15 protein-coding genes are annotated in these 14,515 nt (G+C 36.8%); 2 read left to right on the plus strand and 13 right to left on the minus strand.

The annotated features are described in order from the left end of the window. The first annotated feature begins 24 nt into the window (after positions 1-24). Positions 25-531 (plus strand): competence protein ComK, encoded by a 507-nt coding sequence (locus ILS93_RS22035; protein WP_098102999.1) that lies wholly within the window; start codon positions 25-27, stop codon positions 529-531. Positions 532-586: 55 nt separating this feature from the next. Here the strand turns inward: ILS93_RS22035 and ILS93_RS22040 are convergent, their stop codons facing one another. The 13 genes from ILS93_RS22040 to fabZ all read right to left on the minus strand — a co-directional run bounded on the left by ILS93_RS22040 (position 587) and on the right by fabZ (position 13,522). After that, on the minus strand, positions 587-1,057 hold the full coding sequence (locus tag ILS93_RS22040) for a sigma-70 family RNA polymerase sigma factor (protein WP_064476152.1): 471 nt from the start codon (positions 1,055-1,057) through the stop codon (positions 587-589). Positions 1,058-1,275: 218 nt separating this feature from the next. After that, the gene (yknW, locus tag ILS93_RS22045; RefSeq protein ID WP_064476151.1) at positions 1,276-1,977 is read right to left on the minus strand and encodes a YknW family membrane protein; all 702 of its coding nucleotides are present in this window, start codon (positions 1,975-1,977) and stop codon (positions 1,276-1,278) included. Positions 1,978-2,105: 128 nt separating this feature from the next. After that, positions 2,106-3,308: an ABC transporter permease gene (locus ILS93_RS22050; RefSeq protein WP_000054368.1), complete on the minus strand. Its 1,203-nt coding sequence runs from the start codon at positions 3,306-3,308 to the stop codon at positions 2,106-2,108. Beyond that, positions 3,305-3,985: an ABC transporter ATP-binding protein gene (locus ILS93_RS22055; RefSeq protein WP_064476150.1), complete on the minus strand. Its 681-nt coding sequence runs from the start codon at positions 3,983-3,985 to the stop codon at positions 3,305-3,307. The genes ILS93_RS22050 and ILS93_RS22055 overlap by 4 nt, the downstream gene beginning before the upstream one ends. Next, entirely contained in the window at positions 3,982-5,175 is a 1,194-nt protein-coding gene (locus tag ILS93_RS22060) for an efflux RND transporter periplasmic adaptor subunit (protein ID WP_088047773.1), read from the minus strand. The genes ILS93_RS22055 and ILS93_RS22060 overlap by 4 nt, the downstream gene beginning before the upstream one ends. Positions 5,176-5,411: 236 nt before the next feature. Further along, positions 5,412-6,746 (minus strand): MFS transporter, encoded by a 1,335-nt coding sequence (gene pgtP / locus ILS93_RS22065; protein WP_046960113.1) that lies wholly within the window; start codon positions 6,744-6,746, stop codon positions 5,412-5,414. A gap of 19 nt (positions 6,747-6,765) precedes the next feature. Further along, positions 6,766-7,800, minus strand: coding sequence for an ABC transporter substrate-binding protein (locus tag ILS93_RS22070; protein ID WP_088047771.1), 1,035 nt, complete (start codon positions 7,798-7,800; stop codon positions 6,766-6,768). Then, entirely contained in the window at positions 7,797-8,579 is a 783-nt protein-coding gene (locus tag ILS93_RS22075) for a DUF3919 family protein (protein ID WP_000826638.1), read from the minus strand. The genes ILS93_RS22070 and ILS93_RS22075 overlap by 4 nt, the downstream gene beginning before the upstream one ends. Before the next feature lie 66 nt (positions 8,580-8,645). Further along, positions 8,646-10,076 (minus strand): HAMP domain-containing sensor histidine kinase, encoded by a 1,431-nt coding sequence (locus ILS93_RS22080; protein WP_064476141.1) that lies wholly within the window; start codon positions 10,074-10,076, stop codon positions 8,646-8,648. 11 nt (positions 10,077-10,087) lie between these two features. Beyond that, positions 10,088-10,759 carry a response regulator transcription factor gene (locus ILS93_RS22085; protein WP_088047769.1) on the minus strand — a complete coding sequence of 224 codons (672 nt, stop codon included), beginning with the start codon at positions 10,757-10,759 and terminating at the stop codon, positions 10,088-10,090. Between the two features lie 121 nt (positions 10,760-10,880). Continuing rightward, positions 10,881-11,873: a UDP-glucose 4-epimerase GalE gene (gene galE / locus ILS93_RS22090; RefSeq protein ID WP_061679387.1), complete on the minus strand. Its 993-nt coding sequence runs from the start codon at positions 11,871-11,873 to the stop codon at positions 10,881-10,883. Positions 11,874-12,054: 181 nt separating this feature from the next. Then, positions 12,055-12,966, minus strand: a complete 912-nt coding sequence (gene tagU, locus ILS93_RS22095; RefSeq protein WP_222661263.1) for a polyisoprenyl-teichoic acid--peptidoglycan teichoic acid transferase TagU — start codon at positions 12,964-12,966, stop codon at positions 12,055-12,057. A gap of 121 nt (positions 12,967-13,087) precedes the next feature. Continuing rightward, positions 13,088-13,522: a 3-hydroxyacyl-ACP dehydratase FabZ gene (gene fabZ, locus ILS93_RS22100; RefSeq protein WP_000884318.1), complete on the minus strand. Its 435-nt coding sequence runs from the start codon at positions 13,520-13,522 to the stop codon at positions 13,088-13,090. Between the two features lie 503 nt (positions 13,523-14,025). Here fabZ and ILS93_RS22105 point away from each other — a divergent pair. Next, on the plus strand, positions 14,026-14,469 hold the full coding sequence (locus ILS93_RS22105; protein WP_098103713.1) for an SRPBCC family protein: 444 nt from the start codon (positions 14,026-14,028) through the stop codon (positions 14,467-14,469). Positions 14,470-14,515: the final 46 nt, after the last annotated feature.

Below are 14,515 nucleotides of genomic sequence, written 5' to 3' on the forward strand. Positions count from 1 at the left end.
ATTTATAAGGGAGGAATCAAAATTATGAATGACGAAAATGATATTATTATTTCTAATTCTACAATGATGCTGGAACCTTACAAGCACCCTTCTTATCGCACCAAAATTATTGACAGTAGCGGGAACCATCTTTACTCCTGTCAAACCGCTCTCCAACTCATCAAGCAATCTTGTCTAACCAATGTTCATTCTACTTATCAAGGCAGACGTAATGCAGTCCAAACAAACTTTAAATTTAAACAAAATGTCCCAATTCCGATTAATCATCGAGAATATATTTGTGCTTTTCCAACAGAATCTCCTTCTTCTCCAAACTGTATATGGCTATTTTATAACCATATAGATGACATAGAATTTTTCAAAAAGAGTAAAAAAGCTAACATTCATTTTTCAAATGGCACTACTACAACAATACATATCAGTCCCCATAAGTTAAAACAGCAATTATTAAAAGCTGGATACGTATTATCACGTATGAACATGCAAGATTCACTACACTTTAAAAACCTCTTATTACATTTACTACCTTAACAGAATAAGTAGAATGGAAAGCAATATCCTTTGCCTTCCATTCTTATAATCCTATTTATCCTCTTAAGCTATTTCGCATTTTCTCAAGTGCTTGCCGATACACCCACCTCACTTGATAATAGGTCATTTCCATCTCGCTAGCGATCTCTCCCATCGTCTTCCCTACAAAAAAACGTTCGAAAATAATATACTTCTCCTTCTCATCTAATACACTCATAAAATCCTGTACTCTCAATCCAACATCTTCAAATGAAAAAATCTCCTCATATTCACCTACGTAAACATTCCTTTCTTGCAAGGCAGACTCTTTCTTCAACCTTTCCAATATATAACCACGCACCGTTACAACTGCATATGCAGGGAAACAGCCCTTCTCCGCATCAAATCTTTCATACGCATGCCAAAGGCCAATTAAACCACATTGATAATACTCTTCATGATCTTGATAAATACCTAGCTTCTTTATTTGATTTACAATCATTCCTTCATACAAAACAACTGTCTCTGTAAAAGTCGCTGGCTTCACACAGTACCTGTTTCTAAAAGGTATACCTCTTTGTTATTCCGCCGGTACCTCCACAATATAAAAATAAAGAAGCGATTTCACTGTGAGTAATTTTAAATACTACCGCCGAAATTTGAAATTACATGAAGTAGAATTTGAAATTCTGCTTGTCTTATTTGAAATAAGGGTAAAAATAAAAAAGGTGACTCTTGGGAGAGTCACCTTTTAGTCCAATCATATTATACCGGCAAACCAGGTAAAAACTTTGCCATCAATACAACAATCGCAGCTAAGAATACCGCCTTAATAATGAATAAAACGATAATTGGAATAGCTGCTTTCACTTTACTTAATCCTGCTGTAACTTGTAATCCTAACCAAATTAAAACTAAATTCCATAAATAGAACACTTCAATTGAATTAGCGATTCCATATGCAAGTGAGCCTTTCTCAAATAACGGACCTAAACTTGTATACGCAGTTGGTGCAGCACCTAAAATTAAAGCTATAATACCATTAATGAGTCCACCAATAATAACAATAATATCCGTGTATACAATAATCATTACTATTTTTTTATAAGAAGTATCATTCCCGTAAAACATCATAAACACTTTATAAATAGCTGCAACAACGAATGTTGCAATCATAACACCTACTATCCCCCATATCGTACTAGAAATTAAATTTGATACAAGCGAGCCCTGCTCTGCAAGTGCACCACCTAATTTCTTTTGCATTTCAATCATCTCAGGTGATGTATACGTAATATACGAATTTAAACCACCTACAAGTCCTTGTAATAGCGCAACTATGAAGAACATACCCCAAACTTTCTCAGTCGTCTTCATTCTCTCAAACTGTAAACCAGGAGAAGTAATCATTCCGAACAATGATGGCTTCTCTCCACCAGCTTTTTGCGTATTCAAATTCGCTTCCATTATAACGCCTCCTTCTATTTATATAACCCGTTCTAACGGGCGGTTCACTTCCTCAACATAGAGGCTACGAACCGCCCACTAGAACGGTAATGTGTAGTAGAGAGCTCCCTCTCTATTACACTACTAACTTATTCATAACGTAATGCTTCAATTGGATCTAATTTCGCAGCTTTGTTCGCTGGAATTAATCCGAAAATAATACCAAGTGTCATAGAGAATAGTACGCCTCCAACGACAACTTCCCATGAAACGAGTGGTGGCCATTTCGCAAATGTGGAAACGATATAGGCCCCGCCATATCCAAGACCAATTCCGATTAAACCACCTAGAAGTGTTAACATAACTGCTTCAATTAAAAACTGTAATAAAATTTTACTACGTGTTGCCCCAAGTGCTTTACGTATCCCGATTTCGCGCGTACGCTCCGTTACAGATACAAGCATAATGTTCATAACACCAATACCACCAACGACTAATGAAATACCCGCAATACCACCGATAATCATCGTCATAATACCAGTTACTTTAGAAACATTTTCTTGGAATTCTTTTAAATTCACTAGTTCATATTTACCTGGAATTTCACTTGGCTTACGACTATTTAATACATCAACAGCTTGTTTACCAGCTGCTTCTAAATCGTCTACATTTTTAGCTTGAATTGCGATATTTTGAATATCATCTGTTCCGAATAAAACAGGCCATAATGTAAGGGGGATTAACGCTTCTTCCATTTCAAATCCCATAAACTCATTATCAGATGTATACACACCGACAATCTGCATCGGTTGTCCTTTCATCTCAATAATTTGCCCAACTGGGTTTACGTCCTTAAATAACGTCTTTTCTGTTTTTGTACTAATCATCACAACGTTATTTGCATGAGAAATATCTGATTCATTTAAAGTACGTCCCTTTACGACCTTTACTTTATTAACCGCAAAATATTCATTATCAAGACCAATAACATTCAGATTTGCTTTTTTATCATTTACATCTAGTATCTCTGTCGTCGAATTTGTCGTAATAACATGTGAAACATCTTTCACTTGTTTTACTTCTAAAATATCCTCTTCCGTTAACTTCGGTATTTCAAATCCGCCTATAGCAAACTCATCATTCATATCTGGTTTAAATTGAATTGGCATAAGGTTATTACCACCAGAACCTGCGAATTTCGACTTCAGCATTGCTTCCCCGCCTTGCCCAATCGCAACGACAGTAATAATAGAACCAACGCCGATAATAATACCGAGCATCGTTAATGCCGAACGCAGTTTATGAGCTAAAATAGAAGATAGGGCAATTTTTATACTATCTAGTAAACTCATACCGCACACCTTCTATCTTCTGTAATTTTCCCATCTCGCAGTACAATACGGCGGGAAGAATACGCTGCTACTTCCTCTTCATGCGTAACCATAACAATCGTTGTACCTTCTGCATTAAGCTTCGTGAAAATATTCATCACTTGCTCACCAGACTTCGTATCAAGCGCGCCAGTAGGCTCATCAGCCATAATGAACGTTGGATTATTCGCAATCGACCTTGCAATCGCTACACGCTGCTTCTGTCCACCTGATAATTCATTCGGCAAATGGTGAACCCTATCTGACAAACCGACTTTACCAAGCGCGTCCAGAGCCCTTTGACGACGCTCTGCTTTCTTCACACCACCGTATACGAGCGGAAGTTCAACATTTTCTACTGCCGAAAGACGTGGAAGCAAATTAAAGTGCTGAAACACAAAGCCAATATATTCATTACGAATTAAAGCAAGCTTTGACTCGTCTGCTGTTAAGATATTCACATCATTCAGCATATATTCGCCTTCTGTCGGACGATCTAAACAACCGATAATATTCATAAGCGTTGATTTACCAGAACCAGACGGTCCCATAATCGAAACGAACTCACCGCTTTGAATTGTTACACTAATATCATGTAAGATTGGCACTGCCAATTTTCCTTGATAATACGTTTTAGCAATATTATTTAACGTAATCATTTCTCTTTCACTTCCATTCCGTCATACACGTCGTCGGAAGGATTTTTAACCACCTTTTGCCCCACTTTTGCGCCTTCAACAATCTCTGTCCAGTCTCCATCAGTAGAACCTTTTTTCACATTTTGTTTACGAAGCTTTCCTTTATCCTCAACATAAACAAATGCATCACCATCTTTTTCTACAATGCTCTTAGTTGGAACAGCAATCATCGTCTTATTCTCTAAATTTACTTGCAATGAAACATGATAACCTGGAGATAAACCATCTTGACTATCAAGACTTGCTTTATATGTATATTGAGACATATTTTGAGTCGCTTCACCCATACCACCAGCTTGAGCCATCTCTGCACTCGTTGGGAATTCACTTACCTCTGTAATTTTACCTGTCCACTTCTTCTTATTATTTGCTTTAGCAGTTACAGTAAATGTTTGATCTGGTTGAATTTGTGACTTCTGAAGCTCAGTTAACGTCCCTTGCACTTGGAACGGATCTTTAGACGCCACTTGTAAAAATGCTTTCCCTTGACCACCTAACGCTTGAGATGAACTTTGCGCCGCATCTTTATCTAACTTTTGAACGACACCAGTAAAATTACTATAAATCGTAAGCTCTTTCTGCTTTTTACTTAACTCTTCTTTCTGCAACTTCCCTTTTTCTTTCTCAAGATCAGTTGTCTTTTGTGCCATCTCTAACTCACTTACTTGCTCGTCCATCGGATCCGTTACTTCTTTCCCAGCTCCGCTATCCTTTGCCTTCTTAATTTCTTTCTTCAACGAATCAATCTTCTTCTTCCCTTGATCATAACGCATATCCGCCATCTTCTGATCAAGCTCAGCTTGCTTCATTTGCAAGTTAATCTCTTCATTATCATAAGAGAATAACTTCGTACCTTTCTCTACCTCTTGTCCTTCTTTCACTGCAATATCTTTCACTTTCCCTTTAGTCGGATCCGCATAGAAACTTTCAATATTCCCTGGTTTCACCTGGCCAGAAATTAATTTCGTATTATTAAGCTTTCGCTCCGTTACCTTCTCAAAGCTCACAGCATCAGCAGATGTTGATGCCCCCTTCTTCTTGCCTTGCATAATAAAAATATTAACCGCCGCTACAATAACAATTAGTGCAATAACCCCGATAATAATCCATTTCTTCTTCTTGCTTGGAGTACGAACCGTATTTGGTACCATATTCTCTCTCCCTTTATAACTTAATAGTTTAATATAAAAATTGTATAAAACTTTCTGAAAACAAATTACATATTACATTCTTTTTACAAAGTTTTACACATCCATTTATATTGTAACAAAAATTCCAATGATTAGAAATATGACATATTGTCTTTTAAGATAGATTTAAGGAAAGGTTATATTAATATAAGAAAAGCTATCCAAAATGATAATTGGATAGCTTTTCAAACAAAATATTATGCTACTTTAGTTTTTTTCCCCTCATGTCCACGTTGAACGATGAACAAGAAGATTGTTGATAAAATTGCACCTGTTAATAGTAAGATGAAGCAACCGTCCCAGCCAGAACGATCAACAATAATACCAATCGCTGCATTAGCTACAAGACTTCCGCCCACATAACCGAACAGACCACACATACCAACTGTCGTACCTACTGCAAATTTCGGTACTAATTCCATCGCACTTAAACCGATTAAGAACTGTGGTACATAAATTAAACAACCGATGATAGAAACTGCAATACTTACAACAAGTATGCTAGTTGCTTGCCAATATACAAACGTACCAATAACAACTCCGACCATACTAATGATACATAATGGCATACGTTTTCCTTTAAATAATTTATCACTTAAAAGACCAACGATTAATGAACTTGGAATTGCCATACCTTCAAAGATTGCGTACGCCGCGTGTGCTTCATTTTTTGAGAAGCCTTTAACTGTCGTTAAATAAAGTGGAACCCAGTTAATAACGCCGAAACGAATTAAATACACAAATGCATTTGCAATACATAAGAACCATACAAATTTATTTTTCACTACATACTTCATTAAAATTTCTTTTGGTGACATCTTGTTAGCGTTATCTGCTTTTTCAAGATTTTCATAGTCATTACGATACTCATCAATTGGAGGAAGACCTTCTGATTCTGGTGTATCCTTCGCATTAATCCAAACAAGAACTGAAATTACCATTGCGATAATCGCAGGGAAAATAAACACGCCGCCTTGCCAATGATTTTCACCAAAAATAGCTACACCAATTCCGACAAGTGGTGGTACGAGCATTCCGCCAACGTTATGTGAAATATTCCAAATACCCGTTTTCGTACCGCGTTCTTTCTTCGAGAACCATTTCGTCATAACGATACTACAAGGGGGTGCTCCCATACCTTGTACAATACCGTTTAGAACAAGCAGTGTAACAATCATTCCAAATGACGATGCAAAACCGAAACAAATATTTACAAGCCCTGATAAGAATAAACCGACTGCGATAAAGCGCTGGGCGAAAGCTTTATCTGACAAATTCCCCATAAAGAACTTACTAAATCCATAAACAATTGCCATGATTGAACCTAGTAGTCCAATTTCAGCTGTACTAAATCCATATTCTTGTACTAAATACGTACTTGATAACGTAAAGTTACTACGAACTAAATAATAAGCAGCATACCCAACTGAAATTCCCATTAATACACGAATACGTAGTAATTTGTATACTCGATCAATCATATCTGCTGGCAAACGTTCAATTGCAGGTGCTGGCTTAAGCCATTTAAACATATTCTTTCGTCTCCTTTTCTCACTTCTGAGAGAGACGCTGTCTATTCCATATCTCGATTATTCCGCTATTTGATATATTTTTGTTTGTTCTTCTAACCGGCTGTCCTTCTATTTCTTTCTCATTCTTCGCAAACATCGTTGGTACGCCAAACGAAACCTTTTCTAAAATATGACCCGCTTCTTCTGATAAACAATAATCAATAAATAAATCCGAAATAATACCATTCGGTGCACGTTTTAGTTTCGAAATCGCATTAACAGATAATCCTGTTTGCTCAGGTTCGTTACTTAAAATAGGAAAGCCTCGTTTTTGAAGCATTCTCTGATCTCCCATGAAATTGATTCCTATCATATATTCACCGCTTGCAACAAGTTCTGCCGGTATGTAACCATTCACTGTTACTTCTCCAACTTGTCCTGCCAAGTTCTTAACATATTCCTTCGCTTTCCCTTCACCTAAAGTATCAATAAGTGATTGAAAAAACGTATATGCTGTTCCTGAGACATTTGGATCTGGCATAACAATTTTCCCCTTATATACTGGATTTAATAAATCTTGCCACCTTGATGGATAAGGAAGTCCGAGCGGTGCTATTTCTTCATTCCACCGCTCTTTATTGATCGCAATTGCCAGCTTCTCCACTTCATAACCGTACCAATAACCGTCTTTATCTTTAACAGTTTTTGAAATACGGTTCGCATGCTGACTCGTAACAGGAATAGATAGATTTTTTTGCTTCATCATTTGATGCGCGTCTACCGTACCGCCAATAATAATATCCGCTTTCGGATTTCCCGCTTCCTCTTCTACCCTCCGAAGAAGCTCTTCTGTCGAAAGACGAATAAATTCATACGTACAGCCGCGTGGTTTACAAAATGATGACAGCAAAGCTTCACCAACTTCCTCACGAGCTGCTACATACGCAACAAGATGACGATCATCCAAAATAGGGAGACCACTTTTATTATATTTAATAGAGGTTGTATCTCGAGAGCAACTAGACATCGCTCCTCCAATTACTAGCAAAAAGAAGAAAAAGGCTATCTTTCTCATGACACATTCTCCTTTACAAATAAATTTGCGAGGGAGCTTTTCATATACATAACATTCCCGTTATTATCACCGAGATATTGCACAACAAAGTACGATGGATACACAGAAATAGTAAGAATGTCTTCTCGCTCATTCTTTATACGCTTCCCTGTTTTATAAGCGGTAATATAAGCAATCGGTTCATTCTGTGATTGTAATAATTTCTGTATTTCTCCGTAATCTGTAATTTGCTTTGCGTACCGAATCGAATCAAGTATGTGCGTAAGATTCATCGCACGTTCTACATCACCTTGACGTACTATGACATCTTGCGCTGACGCAAAAAAATCACTAATACGTTCTGGTGTGTAATACAGGCTTAACAAATACGTTTGAAATGCTGAAATCATTGGATCCGTACCATTCTTTCCGTACATATCAGCCCCGTACTGGAACAAGTCACCTACTGCAAAAGTACGTTTATGTCCATTCAAGTACGTTACTTCTCCAGTAAATACTTGTTCTTGATTCTTAGCTTCTCTCGGTTCTATTTGAATTCGGTCAAAGAATGAAACAATCGTATGCAAACGAACTTCATCCGTTATAACAATTTCTCCCCACTTTTCATGCCTAACCTTCATTTCAGTAGGCAGGGATTCATTCACCCTTTGTAAAACAGTTTGTTTGTCATTCACTATTGTGATTCGATTGTATATTTGCTTCTCCATCACATAAAACAAAATAAGAGAAACAATTATACAAAGGACAAACATAAGAATTTGAAATGATAGCCTTTTCATTTCTGCCTACCTCCAAGATAAAAAAACGTTGTTTCGAAAATACCGCATAATTGTTTCATAAATGTATCATTTAACCGCTTTCAGGTTTTTTATGTCTTCCATTCGTCTCGGAAGCAAGAATGTAATAAATATTGTAGTGCCTATTTCTTCACTGCTCTCAATTCGCATACTTCCGCCCTGCTTATTCATAATCTCCTGACAAATATACAAACCGTAACCATTCCCGTAACTAGAAGGCAGTACCTTCCCTTCTGGCGATTCATTCCACTCTGCAAGCACACCTTCATCTATACCAATGCCATCATCATGAACAAAAACCTTTGCCTCACGTTCATTTACAATTACATTCATACGAATTTGCGTAGCATCGCTATATTTTATCGCATTATCAAGCACGTTTAAGAAAATCTGTTTCGTCTTATCGAAATCCGCAACAACATGTACATCTGTTAACTCATTTATCACTTCAATCTCAAATTTCTGCAGGCGAGGTTTCACAATTGAAACTGCTTCTTCTGCTAATTCCTTTATATTCACAACTGTAGGTGACACTTCAAACGTACTCGTCCCGTACTTTGAAGACTTAAGTAATTCCTCTACAAGTGATAATAGACGCTCACTTTCTACAGCCACATAACGCAGGCTCTCCTGTACATCTTCCTTTGCCTTCAACTTTGGAATTAAATCCACATAGCCAATAATCGCCGTTAGCGGTGTTTTCAACTCATGTGTAATACGGTCTAAGAAATCTTTCTGCTTCTCTTTCTCCTCTTTCAATTGCTTAATATGTAGTTCAATTCCATCCGCCATCGCATTAAAAGACGCTGAAAGCTGAGCAATTTCCACATATTCATTTAGCTCAATCTTGCTTTTATAATCCCCATTCGCAAGCCGCTTTGCCATTTGTCTTAACTGATCGATTGGCTTATGAAGAGACTTTGCCAAACGAATTGCAAAGAAAATACCCGCAGCTACTAGACAAAGAGACGTCATTAAAAACGTCCAGCCAACATTTGTTAAAACTTCCTTCTCACCCGTTAACTCATTTATAAAACGAACACTTCCGATGACATCGTTTCCATAATAAACTGGGCTTGAAAACAAAAGAATTGGAGCTGGGTCTCCCTCTTCAAAAACATAAGACTTCTTCCCCTTCAAAGAGCTCTCAATATCAATGTTCCGATGAAGAAGTGCTCCCTTTTGCGTATCCGCAACAACATCTCCATTCTTTCCAATCATCTGTACACGGACATCCATACGCTTCGCTAAATACGAAGCAATTAAAAGTGAATTCGGACCGAGCGTCTCTACCTCTGCTTCCTTCTCTAAATAATTCATCGTATAAATTTGTGCTTCTACACTTAATTTCTCTAAAGAATTTGCCGCGTTATGATACATATTCTTTTCTAACGTAATATAAACAACTGCGTACAAAAGAACAAAAATCGGGATTAACAGTCCCACTATTCCAAACACCATATTTCTTTTTAAAGACATACCATCACCACTTAACAATCCAGTTTATAGCCAACGCCATAAATTGTCTTAATATATTCCCCGCTATTCCCTAGCTTCTTCCGCAGTCTTTGCACCATAATATCAACCGCTCTCGTATTTCCGATATACTCAAACCCCCATACTTTCTCAAGTAACTCATCTCTCATAAATACACGCTGCGGATTTGAAGCAAACAACTGACATAAATTAAACTCTCGGTACGTTAACTGAATTTCTTGTCCACTAACATGCACTTTTCTTTCCTTAGGACAAATCGTTATCTCTCCTGCCCCAATTACTTCATGACTTACCGTTACCTCTGCCTTCTTCACACGCCGCGTCATATTCTTGACCCGAAGAATAAGCTCAGCATAATTGAATGGCTTCGTCACATAATCATCCGCACCAAGCTGCAGACCAAGCAATTTATCATTCATCTGACTCTTTGCAGTTAACATGAGCACTGGAATATCCCTATTCTTCTCACGGAACAAGCGAAGCAACTCATACCCATCTGTATCTGGTAGCATAACATCCAAAATCAATACATCCGGCCCTTCATTCCATTTCTCTAAAGCTTCTCTTCCATCAGCCGCCGTGAGCACTTCATACCCTTCCATCTCCAACTGCATCCGAATCAAATTACGAATACTCGATTCATCATCAACTACAAGTATTTTCATTATTCTCCTCCTTTCATCCCGTATTATAGTACAGTTTAGTATAGCAAAAATCATACAAAAAAAGAGAGGGTATTGTCGAACATATGTTGAACGACAATACCCTCTCTTTCACTTATTATATTTATTTAGCATACCCATTAGGTTGCTTCTGATGCCAATTCCAAGCATGCTCAATGATTGTCTTCACATTTACATACTGAGGATCCCATCCTAACTTCTCTTTCGCTTTCTGAGAAGAAGCAACTAAACGTGCTGGATCTCCCGCACGGCGCGGTGCCACCTCAGCTGGAATTTCATGATTTGTAACTTCACGAACTGCATCAACGATTTCTTTTACACTGAAACCATTACCATTTCCTAAGTTATAGAAATCACTTTCTCCGCCGTTCTGTAGGTCTTTAAGCCCTAAGAAGTGAGCTGCTACTAAATCTTCAACATGAATATAATCACGGATACAAGTACCATCTGGTGTATTATAGTCCTCACCAAACATCATAATCTTCTCACGTTGACCTAACGCCACTTGCAGCACAAGAGGAATTAAATGCGTCTCTGGGCGGTGATCTTCTCCAATAATACCATTTGGAGTTGCACCAGCCACGTTAAAGTATCTAAAAATCTTATAACGTAAATTAGAAGCTTGGCTATACCAATGAAGCATCTTCTCGATTGCTAGCTTCGTTTCTCCGTACGTATTCGTTGGATTCGTCATCGTCTCCTCAGTAATAAGGTCTACATCTACCTCACCATACGTTGCCGCAGTAGAAGAGAAAATAAACTTATCTACCTTAAACTCATCCATTACCTCTAATAAGCAAAGTGCACCATACACATTGTTATTGTAATATTGAAGAGGCTTCTCCATACTAACTCCAACTAAAGAATCCGCTGCGAAATGCATAACCGCCTCAATATTTTCTTGTGTAAAAACATCTCTTAAAAATGCTTTATCACGAAGGTCGCCATTATAAAACTTCGCACCTTCCGTAATTGCATCCTCATGACCAGTTTGTAAGTTATCTACTACTACAACAGATAAACCTTCGTCTACTAATTTTTTCACAGCGTGAGAACCGATATAACCAGCTCCGCCGCAGATTAGAATTGAATTCATCGTCTTCCTCCTACATATATTAGGATTTCTTATTCACTCTCTTATTATAAAAGGTATACGATTGCTCGTATACCTTTTGTGTACCTTTATTACTTAGCAACGAAATAATCCGTTACATATTGTGCCCAAACTTCATGCCCTTTAGCACTTTGCTTTGTCTAAAGAAGTTGAATCATACTTATTACTGATTCACTTCAAGATGCGCTCTTAATTTATTCGTTAAATCTTGTTTTGCTGCATCTGGAACATAGTAGTACCAAATGCCATTAGCAGCCTTGTGACCGTCACCCGGGATTTGGATATCCTCACTATTTTTTAAGCAATCTTTATAGTTCTTTTGCATATCAAACATTTGATCTTGCGTTAAGTTTGTCTTCACATTCTTTTGAATTGCCGCTAATACATCTCCATAACCTGTTAAAGAAGAGAAGCTTGCACCCTTCTTAATAACAGCCTGCATTACTTGACGCTGACGCATTTGACGTCCAAAGTCGCCGCGTGGGTCTTCTTTACGCATACGTGTGTACGCTAGAGCTTGGTCACCTGTTAAATGAATATTCCCTTTTTGGAAGTGCTTCCCTTCTAGAGAGAACTCCAAATCATTATTTACATCTACCCCACCGACTGCATCAACGATATCTTTAAAGCCTTCCATGTTCACTTCAATATAATAATTAATAGGAACATTCAAGAAGTTTTCTACGGTCGCTACAGACATATCTACTCCGCCGAATGCATAAGCATGATTGATTTTATCGCTTTTACCTTTTCCAACAATTTCTGTATAAGTATCACGAGGAATACTTACTGTTTTCATAGAGTTATTTTTAGGATTTAATGTAATTACCATTAAAGAGTCTGAACGTCCTTTATCATTACCACGCTCGTCTGCCCCTAGTAATAAAATTGACACTGGTTCACTCTTGCTAACTTTTTCTTCAACGTTACTGTTGTTTTGATCACGTTTTAAAGGTTGATGAACTTCTTTTAATGTATTAGATACAGAAGAATATACATTATAAGCATAAACTCCCCCGCCTATTATTAGTACCCCAAGAATACCGAGTACCCAAAATAAAATTTTCTTTTTCATTATTGTAACCTTCTTTCTTAAGCCTAACTTACAATAGATATGGACCCTATTATACAAATCATAAAAAATAGACAAACAACAATTATATATTGTTATTTGTCTATCACATATCTTAATATATTTATTCTTTTTTGTCACCAAGCGCAAACGTGATTTCTGTCTCACAAGCAATTTCACCATCTACAGTAGCAATTGCTTTTCCTTTTCCAATCGCTCCACGTACACGTGTCATTTCAACTTCTAAACGAAGTTGGTCACCTGGACGGACTTGTCGTTTAAAACGGCAATTATCGATGCCTGCAAAGAATGCTAAGCGACCACGATTCTCTTCTTTCTTCAACATAGCAACAGCGCCAACTTGTGCTAAAGCCTCTACAATTAAAACACCTGGCATTACAGGATAATCTGGAAAATGCCCATTAAAAAATTCTTCATTAGCTGTAACATTCTTTATCCCAATAGCACGCTTTCCTTCTTCTACTTCTAAAACTTTATCCACTAGTAGAAATGGATAGCGATGAGGAATTATTTCCTTAATTTGTTGAATATCTAGCATACACTTCTCTCCTTAAACAAGATTGGTCATACCACCAGAAGTTATACTATCATTATCCCATTTTAAATCTTATTTGTCATTATAAAAAAGGATTTCAAGATTTCTCTTCTAAATAAAAAAATGTATACACTCTTTTCAATATGTATTATTACTGACACGGAGGTTGAAAAGAGTGTATACCCAAGTTAGGGAAAGGCATATTATATCAAATATATTAAGCCTTAATGTCGTATTCAAGATTCATTATATATGACAAAAATAAGAAATTAAAACCTAATTTTCGACCTTTTTCGCATTAATTTCCTAATATTGCTCAGGATTTCTCTATTTTCCTTACATTCTCTTAAATGTGATATTTAGAAATATGAATTTTAGTAAAAAATCATTAAAATAAAAGAAAAAAACGCTTGTAATAGAATTTACATACTTATATTATAATAAAATGAATATAAAATTTTAACCTGATCGTTCAAATATCTTTATTTTTAGAAGGGAATCCCAAAATGGCAAAAGGTATACATACTATCGAGTTAAATGCTTCACCAAATCAAATTTGGAAATTTATTAGCGATATAAACAATTGGGCTCCACTAGTCACAGGCTATGTTAAACATAAAATTATTGATGACAAACATTCAACTTGGCGTTTGCACGGTGATTTAGGATTTATTAAACGAGACGTTAGTCTAAATGTTGAAATTATTGAATGGCAAATGCCTGATAAAATTAGCTTTACGATGACTTCTCCAACAAAAAAATTAGTTGGTAGCGGCTTTTTTCTTGCTGAATCAACCTCTTCTTCTACTACAAAAATAACAAGTCAGTTAGACTTGCGAACAACTGGTAAAGGAGCCTTTGTTTTTAATGGCGCAATAAAACCATTTGTCCCTAAAATGGCAAAGCAACTTTCTAAAAAAGTGGCAGATAAATTAATGAAACAGTTATAAAAAAACATCTCAGAAATTTATTTTACAATAACTTTCCGAGATGTTT

This window comes from Bacillus sp. 16GRE42, assembly GCF_019837435.1.
Lineage (GTDB): Bacteria > Bacillota > Bacilli > Bacillales > Bacillaceae_G > Bacillus_A > Bacillus_A wiedmannii.

What these genes read in the sequence shown, in the direction of transcription:
- ILS93_RS22070 (WP_088047771.1), bottom strand. Translation starts at nt 7,800, where the DNA reads ATGAGAAAGATAGCCTTTTTCTTCTTTTTGCTAGTAATTGGAGGAGCG.
- ILS93_RS22055 (WP_064476150.1), bottom strand. Translation starts at nt 3,985, where the DNA reads ATGATTACGTTAAATAATATTGCTAAAACGTATTATCAAGGAAAATTG.
- ILS93_RS22035 (WP_098102999.1), top strand. Translation starts at nt 25, where the DNA reads ATGAATGACGAAAATGATATTATTATTTCTAATTCTACAATGATGCTG.
- tagU (WP_222661263.1), bottom strand. Translation starts at nt 12,966, where the DNA reads ATGAAAAAGAAAATTTTATTTTGGGTACTCGGTATTCTTGGGGTACTA.
- pgtP (WP_046960113.1), bottom strand. Translation starts at nt 6,746, where the DNA reads ATGTTTAAATGGCTTAAGCCAGCACCTGCAATTGAACGTTTGCCAGCA.
- fabZ (WP_000884318.1), bottom strand. Translation starts at nt 13,522, where the DNA reads ATGCTAGATATTCAACAAATTAAGGAAATAATTCCTCATCGCTATCCA.
- galE (WP_061679387.1), bottom strand. Translation starts at nt 11,873, where the DNA reads ATGAATTCAATTCTAATCTGCGGCGGAGCTGGTTATATCGGTTCTCAC.
- yknW (WP_064476151.1), bottom strand. Translation starts at nt 1,977, where the DNA reads ATGGAAGCGAATTTGAATACGCAAAAAGCTGGTGGAGAGAAGCCATCA.
- ILS93_RS22075 (WP_000826638.1), bottom strand. Translation starts at nt 8,579, where the DNA reads ATGAAAAGGCTATCATTTCAAATTCTTATGTTTGTCCTTTGTATAATT.
- ILS93_RS22080 (WP_064476141.1), bottom strand. Translation starts at nt 10,076, where the DNA reads ATGTCTTTAAAAAGAAATATGGTGTTTGGAATAGTGGGACTGTTAATC.
- ILS93_RS22060 (WP_088047773.1), bottom strand. Translation starts at nt 5,175, where the DNA reads ATGGTACCAAATACGGTTCGTACTCCAAGCAAGAAGAAGAAATGGATT.
- ILS93_RS22050 (WP_000054368.1), bottom strand. Translation starts at nt 3,308, where the DNA reads ATGAGTTTACTAGATAGTATAAAAATTGCCCTATCTTCTATTTTAGCT.
- ILS93_RS22105 (WP_098103713.1), top strand. Translation starts at nt 14,026, where the DNA reads ATGGCAAAAGGTATACATACTATCGAGTTAAATGCTTCACCAAATCAA.
- ILS93_RS22085 (WP_088047769.1), bottom strand. Translation starts at nt 10,759, where the DNA reads ATGAAAATACTTGTAGTTGATGATGAATCGAGTATTCGTAATTTGATT.